Here is a 7,085-nt window from a genome sequence, read left to right on the forward strand (position 1 = left end):
AAAATGGCCTAGTGCTGCCGGTGCATGCGGTGTGGCTCAAGAGCCAGCCGTTACAGAAGGGCGCGTTGGCGCTGGTCGAACTCCTGGGCGATTGACCCCGCGCAAATCCCACAGGGATTGCGGTTAAACCTCGGATTTGAGAACGCCACAAAAAACTGTGGGAGCTGGCTTGCCAGCGATAGCAGTGGGTCAGTCAACAATTTATCGACTGACTTGACGCCATCGCTGGCAAGCCAGCTCCCACAGGGATTTCGGGGTCAGGTACTTTCGCGGATTTTCAGTTCGAAGCCCATGTCTTCGACCGGCCGCGCCACGTTGTTGCCGGCCATCAACGTCAACATCTGCTCCGCCGCGCGCCGGCCAATCGCCTCGCGCGGGGTGTTGATACTGCTCAGGCGCGGCACCATGTGCTGGGACATCGGCAAGTCGTTGAAGCCAAGAATCGCCACCTGCTCGGGGATCTTGATGCCGTTGCGCAACGCTTCCAGCAAGGCACCCTGCGCGAGGTCGTCGTTGCCGAAGAAGATCGCATCGACATCTGGATGCGCCGCCAGCAGTTGCAGGAACAACTCGCCGCCCAGGCCCACCGACGATGATCGCGGGGTCAGCACTTCCAGATCCGGGTCATACCGCCCGGCCTTCTGCAACGCTTTGCGGAAACCTTCGCCGCGCAACAACGTGCGCTGGTCGAGTTGCGCGCCAATGTAAGCCAGACGCTTGCGCCCACGAGACAGCAAATGTTCGGCCGCTGTTTCGCCGGCACTGAGTTGCGAGAAACCCACGCAATTCACGCCGGCGGCGCTGTCCAGTTCCATCATGTAGACGCAGGGAATGTTGCTGGCCTCGATCATCCGTCGCGAACTTTCCGTGCGATCAAACCCGGTCAGCAGCAAACCACGGGGCTGATAGGCCATGTAGTTGCGCAGCAGGTTTTCTTCTTCATCGCGCGAATAGTGGAAGTTACCGATCAGCACTTCAAAGCCCTTGGGCGTCAGCACGCGATGAATGGCTTCCAGCGTATCAATGAACAACAGGTTGGACAGCGATGGCACCAACACCACCACCGAGTGGCTCTGCGCCGAGGCCAGGGCGCGGGCAGCAGGGTTGACCACGTAGTTGAGTTCGAGGGCGGCTTTCTGGACTTTTTCCACCAGTTCAGTGGCCACGGTGCTGACCCCGCGCAGGGCGCGGGAGGCGGTAATCGGGCTCACCCCGGCGAGGCGGGCAACTTCGTTAAGGGTGGGACGGCCGGTAGTGCGAGTGTTTTTATCGTTTTTAGGGGTGGTCATCGGGCGGCTTGCCAAACAAAAATCAAGGCACTAAGGTAGCGCTGTCCTGATGCAGCTGCAAATGCGTGAGCGAGGTCCTGCCTGATCCTCGCTTTTTGGCGTTGGACGAAAACCTGCTGCAACCCAAAAAAACGACAAGAAGGCGTCGGCAACTTCTGCCTGTGCACTAGAGTCATAGCTAGCAAAGGTAGCGCTGTCTGCGCGCTGAGGTGTTATATGAGTCATCCCATCACCGCCCTGGTCATCATGGGCGTTGCCGGTTGCGGCAAGACGTGCGTCAGCGAGGCCCTGTGCCAATTGAGCGGCGCCACTGCCATTGAAGGCGATACTTTCCATCCGGCCGCGAACATCGAAAAGATGAGCGCGGGGATCCCCCTGAACGACGACGACCGTGCCGGCTGGCTCGACAGCCTGTGCGATGAGTTGCGTCGTGTCGATGCGCTAGGCGAGCGCCCGGTGCTGACCTGCTCGGCCCTTAAACACAGTTATCGCGAAGTGCTGCGCAGTGCCTTGCCGGGCCTGGGCTTCGTGTTCCTTGAGCTGACCCCTGAAGTGGCCGCCGAGCGTGTGTCCCACCGCCCGGGTCATTTCATGCCGGCCACGTTGATCGAAAGCCAGTTCGCCACGCTCGAATCGCCGAAAGGCGAGCCGTTGACCCTGGCGCTGAATGCCTCGATTCACAGTGTTGAAGAACTGGCGGCGCAGGCTCATGTCTGGTGGCAGGCCCACGGTCTGAAACAGGCGGTATGAGTGTGTTGAAAGAGATAGCGCTGTCCCCCCGACTTCTGTTTAACCCGCTTTAATAACAACAACAATCCAGGAGACACCCCCAATGTTTGGCATGTCCCACGACGCCTACCTGCTGCTCGATGCAGTGGTCACGGTAATCGGCCTGATTATCCTGATCACCAAATTCAAGATTCACCCGTTCATTTCCCTGACCATCGCGGCCGCGTTCCTCGGCCTGACGTCCGGCATGCCGATCGGCACCATCATCAAGGCGTTCCAGGACGGCTTCGGTGGCGTGCTCGGTTTCGTCGGTATCATCCTGGCGCTGGGCACCATGCTCGGCAAAATGATGGCCGAATCCGGCGGTGCCGACCAGATCGCCCAGACCCTGATCCGCGCCTTCGGCAAAGACAAGGTCCAGTGGGCGATGATGTTCGCCGCGTTTCTGGTAGGCATTCCGCTGTTCTTCGAAATCGGCTTTGTGCTGCTGATTCCGCTGGTGTTCATCGTCGCCCGACGCACTGGCGTGTCGATCATCAAGATCGGTATCCCGCTGCTCGCCGGTCTGTCCGCCGTGCACGGTCTGGTGCCACCGCACCCGGGGCCGCTGCTGGCCATCGGCGTATTCGGTGCTGACATCGGCAAGACCATTCTTTACGGTCTGATCGTTGCGCTGCCGACGGCAATCATTGCCGGTCCGATCTTCGGTACGTTTATCGCCAAGCACATTCCGGGTCACCCGAATCAGGAACTGGTCGATCAACTGGCCCGCGAAAATGACGACTCGACAACGCTGCCTAGCTTCAGCATCACCCTGATCACCGTGCTGCTGCCGGTGTTCCTGATGCTGCTGAAAACCTTCGCGGACGTGGCGCTGCCGGACGGTCATTTCTTCCGCACCTGGATGGACATGATCGGTCACCCGATCTCGGCACTGCTGCTGGCCTTACTGCTGTCGCTTTACACCTTCGGGCACAAGCAGGGCATCGGTTCCCAGCAGATGCTCAAGTGGCTCGACGCGAGCCTGGCGCCGACCGCTGCGATCATCCTGATCATCGGCGCCGGCGGTGGCTTCAAGCAGATGCTGGTGACCAGTGGTGTAGGTGACGTGATCGGCCACATGGCGGTGAGCGCACAGATCTCGCCGATCCTGCTGGCGTGGCTGGTGGCGGCGGTGATTCGTGTCGCTACCGGTTCGGCAACTGTGGCGACCATTACCGGCGCGGGGATTGTCGTGCCGGTGGTCGGGATGATCCCGGGGGTCAACCGTGAGCTGCTGGTACTCGCGACTGGCGCGGGCTCGTTGATCCTGTCCCACGTTAACGACGCCGGTTTCTGGCTGGTGAAGCAGTACTTCAACATGACCGTGGCCGAGACGTTCAAGACCTGGACGGCGATGGAAACCATCCTGTCCATCGTCGCCTTGGGCTTTATCCTGCTGTTGTCGCTGTTCGTTTAAGCGGCTTCTTGCAGGCACAAAAAAACCGCAGCGATGCGGTTTTTTTGTGGGTGATGATTTCTTCGCTACACACAAAGCCAATGTGGGAGCGAGCTTGCTCGCGAAAGCGGTGGCTCAGTCAGCATTGATGTAGCTGACACGACGCCTTCGCGAGCAAGCTCGCTCCCACAGGGGATAGGTGTCAGGCGGAAGTTTTTGGACTCAGGCCATCGGCCCGGAACATCCCGCGAATCCCGCGCACTGCCTGACGAATCCGGTCCTGGTTTTCGATCAGCGCGAAGCGCACGTGATCATCGCCATACTCACCAAAACCCACCCCCGGCGAGACGCAGACCTTGGCCTCGGCCAGCAACTTCTTGGCGAACTCCAGCGAACCCAGATGCGCGTACTGCTCAGGAATCTTCGCCCAGACATACATCGAAGCCTTCGGATTCTCGACCATCCAGCCCAGTTCATGCAGGCCTTTGACCAGTACGTTGCGGCGTTGGCGATACTGCTCGGCGATGTCGCGCACGCACTGCTGATCACCTTCCAGCGCGGCAATCGCCGCCACTTGCAGCGGGGTGAAGGTGCCGTAGTCGTGGTAGCTCTTGATCCGCGCCAGCGCATTGACCAGCTCCGGGTTGCCGACCATGAAACCGATCCGCCAGCCGGCCATGTTGTAGCTCTTGGACAGGGTGAAAAACTCCACCGCGATGTCCTTGGCGCCCGGCACCTGCATGATCGACGGGGCTTTCCAGCCGTCGTAGACGATGTCGGCGTACGCCAGGTCGTGAATCACCAGCACGTCGTACTGCTTGGCGAGGGCGATCACCCGTTCGAAGAAATCCAGCTCCACGCACTGTGCGGTGGGGTTGGACGGGAAGCCGAGGATCATCATCTTCGGCTTCGGGATCGAGCCGCGAATCGCGCGCTCCAGTTCAGCGAAGAAGTCCACGCCCGGCACCAATGGCACCGAACGTACCTGGGCGCCGGCAATCACTGCGCCGTAGATGTGAATCGGGTAACTCGGGTTCGGCACCAGTACGGTGTCGCCCTGATCCAGGGTCGCCAGCATCAGGTGCGCCAGGCCTTCCTTGGAGCCGATGGTGACAATGGCTTCGCTTTCCGGGTCGATGTCGACCGCGTAGCGTTCCTTGTACCAGTTGGAAATCGCCCGACGCAGGCGCGGAATGCCCTTGGACGTGGAGTAACCGTGGGTGTCTTCGCGCTGGGCGACCTGCACCAGTTTTTCGACAATGTGCGGCGGTGTGGCCCCGTCGGGGTTGCCCATGCTCAGGTCGATGATGTCTTCACCACGCCGCCTGGCGGCCATCTTCAGTTCGGCGGTGATGTTGAAAACGTAAGGGGGGAGTCGATCTATGCGCGCAAAGCGGCGCGGCGAACCTTGTTCAGCCATTGTTGCCTCGGATAACGTAAGCGCCCGGAACCGTCCGAGCGACGCTGGTCACTGCGGTGACCTGTTGGCGAAGATAAGGGCTGTGATGGCAGACTGTCCAGCCCCCCGGTGTTCAAACAATCGTTAAACAAATTTTTTCCAAGGAAATCGGTAGATGGAATTCACCAGCGGCTTCTTGCTGAGCCTCTCGCTGTGCCTGGACATCGGCGTGGCCAACATCGCGATGATTACCCTGGCGATGCAGCGCGGGTATTTCCAGGGCTTCGCGCTGGGCCTCGGTACCTGCGTCGGTGACCTGATCTACGCGGTGCTGGCGCTGGCCGGGATGACCGTGCTGCTGCAATACGAAACGGTGCGCTGGGTCCTGTGGATCGGCGGTTCGGCGCTGCTGATCTATTTCGCGGCGAAGATGATCTACTCGGCGATTCACCACGAGGCGCAACTGGCGGCGACCGCAGAAGTGGGGCAGAACTCGCACCGCAAGGAGTTCTTTCGCGGGATCTTCCTCGCCATGTCCTCGCCAAGCGCGATTCTGTGGTTCGCGGCAGTGGGCGGCACCTTGATCGCGCGTTCCGGCGGTGGTGGTCCGGTCAGTTCGGCGCTGTTCCTCGGCGGGTTTCTCTGCGCCGGGCTGCTGTGGTCGGCCGGTTTGTGCTTTGCCGCGAGCCACGGCGGCAAGTTGCTCGGCGACAAGCTGTTGCGCTACTCGTACATGGCATCGGCGGCGATCTTCTGCTATTTCGCGGTTTACGTGATCGTATCCGGTTATAACGAGTTCGTTGGCTCCGGGGCGGCCGACCAGTTGCACGCCTTGTAACATTGCGAATCGGGTTTGGCTTCTATACTCACCTGCCGAACCCCTTTTTTTGTTCCAGGAGTCGAGTCATGGATGAGCAAAAACGCGTCGAAGTGTCAGAACCTCGCTTCGAACATGGACACTTCCTGCTGATTGCAGGATTTCGTGGACGATTTACCCAGGACAGCGCCAAGGACATCCCCGCACTGTGGGAAAAGTTCTTGCCGCACCTGGGAAAGATACAGGGACAAAAAAACGAAGTGACCTACGGCGTCTGTAGTAACTTCGATGGCCAGGGCGGCTTCGATTACATCGCCGGGGTGGAAATCAGCAAGCTCGATGACCTTGACCAAAAGGTCTACCAGTGGATCGAAGTGTTGCCCAGGCAGTATGCGGTGTTCGAGCACAAGGGACCGCTCGATCAGTTGCCGCAGACTCTGCAGTACATCTACAAGACCTGGCTGCCGACGTCCCATTACGTGGAGCTCAACGCGCCGGAAATCGAGCGTTACAGCGCCGATTTCAATCCGCGGCTGCACACCGGCAAACTGGAAATCTGCGTACCGGTCGACACCCGGGCCTGAGCGCATAAGCATGAGGCGGATCAATGATCCGCCTCATGCTGTTCAACCGCGTTTACCTTTGCCCAACCGTCGCGCCCGCAACAGGTCGATGCCCAGGGTGATAAAGCCGAACGTACTGATGCCCAACACCATCAACAGGCCGATTTCCACGCTGCTCATAAGCGGTTTCCCCCAAGGGTGATCAGAGACACGCCTCAGAAATAGCTCGCCGCCGGCACGAAGAAAAGCGCTTATACGCAGGCTTTACGCGCCCTGCACAGATCGATATGGGCACCTTATTCCTTTATGCTTTGCGCACTTTTCTCCGCTGATTTTCGAGCTGCCATGAACACCCTCATCCGCAACGTCACCGCTGCCGACCTGGACCGCTGCTACGCCATCGAAACCGTTGCCTATGAAGGCGATGAAGCCGCCACCCGCGAGAAGATCGCCACCCGCATCGCCACCTGGCCGCAAGGCTTCATCGTCGCCGAGGTGGACGGGGTGGTCGCCGGTTTCGTCAACTCCGGTGCGGCGTTTGATGTGCAGATGTCGGACGAGGCGTTCAAGGAGCTGATCGGCCACGATCCGCAAGGGCCGAACGTGGTGATCATGTCGGTGGTGGTGCACCCGGACTACCAGGGCCAGGGCCTGGCCAAGCGCCTGATGGCCGAGTTCATCGAACGCATGCGCGGGATGGATAAAGCGACGATTCATCTGATGTGCAAGGAGAAGCACATCCCGCTTTATGCCGGGTTTGGCTTTGCCTACATCAAGCCGTCAGAGTCCGATCATGGCGGGATGGCGTGGCACGAGATGATCCTCACTGTGTAAGACATCACTCATAACC

General features: G+C 59.8%; 7 protein-coding genes and 1 pseudogene. 6 read left to right on the forward strand and 2 right to left on the reverse strand.

All coding sequences use genetic code 11. The annotated features are described in order from the left end of the window. Positions 1-95 (forward strand): annotated as a pseudogene (locus DBR24_RS31485) (LysR family transcriptional regulator); the annotation flags it as partial. 162 nt (positions 96-257) lie between these two features. Here the strand turns inward: DBR24_RS31485 and DBR24_RS04045 are convergent. Then, positions 258-1,289 carry a LacI family DNA-binding transcriptional regulator gene (locus DBR24_RS04045; RefSeq protein ID WP_128613974.1) on the reverse strand — a complete coding sequence of 344 codons (1,032 nt, stop codon included), beginning with the start codon at positions 1,287-1,289 and terminating at the stop codon, positions 258-260. A gap of 216 nt (positions 1,290-1,505) precedes the next feature. Here DBR24_RS04045 and DBR24_RS04050 point away from each other — a divergent pair, with 216 nt between their 5' ends. Together DBR24_RS04050 and DBR24_RS04055 are read left to right on the forward strand one after the other, a co-directional pair. After that, a complete protein-coding gene (locus tag DBR24_RS04050) occupies positions 1,506-2,039 on the forward strand; it encodes a gluconokinase (protein ID WP_123467095.1) in 534 nt (177 codons plus the stop codon). Positions 2,040-2,121: 82 nt separating this feature from the next. Continuing rightward, positions 2,122-3,477, forward strand: a complete 1,356-nt coding sequence (locus DBR24_RS04055) for a GntP family permease (protein ID WP_128613975.1) — start codon at positions 2,122-2,124, stop codon at positions 3,475-3,477. A 181-nt stretch (positions 3,478-3,658) separates the two neighbouring features. Here the strand turns inward: DBR24_RS04055 and alaC are convergent, their stop codons facing one another. Then, complete coding sequence (gene alaC, locus DBR24_RS04060) at positions 3,659-4,876, reverse strand: alanine transaminase (RefSeq protein ID WP_128613976.1); 1,218 nt, start codon at positions 4,874-4,876, stop codon at positions 3,659-3,661. 154 nt (positions 4,877-5,030) lie between these two features. Here alaC and DBR24_RS04065 point away from each other — a divergent pair, with 154 nt between their 5' ends. The 3 genes from DBR24_RS04065 to DBR24_RS04075 all read left to right on the forward strand — a co-directional run bounded on the left by DBR24_RS04065 (position 5,031) and on the right by DBR24_RS04075 (position 7,069). Beyond that, on the forward strand, positions 5,031-5,693 hold the full coding sequence (locus tag DBR24_RS04065; protein ID WP_123467091.1) for a LysE family translocator: 663 nt from the start codon (positions 5,031-5,033) through the stop codon (positions 5,691-5,693). Positions 5,694-5,761: 68 nt separating this feature from the next. Next, positions 5,762-6,256, forward strand: a complete 495-nt coding sequence (locus DBR24_RS04070; protein WP_123467089.1) for a GyrI-like domain-containing protein — start codon at positions 5,762-5,764, stop codon at positions 6,254-6,256. A 324-nt stretch (positions 6,257-6,580) separates the two neighbouring features. After that, entirely contained in the window at positions 6,581-7,069 is a 489-nt protein-coding gene (locus DBR24_RS04075) for a GNAT family N-acetyltransferase (protein WP_128613978.1), read from the forward strand. Positions 7,070-7,085 lie beyond the last annotated feature (16 nt).

Origin of the sequence: Pseudomonas sp. HMWF006 (assembly GCF_003061205.1) — a bacterium.
Lineage (GTDB): Bacteria > Pseudomonadota > Gammaproteobacteria > Pseudomonadales > Pseudomonadaceae > Aquipseudomonas > Aquipseudomonas monsensis.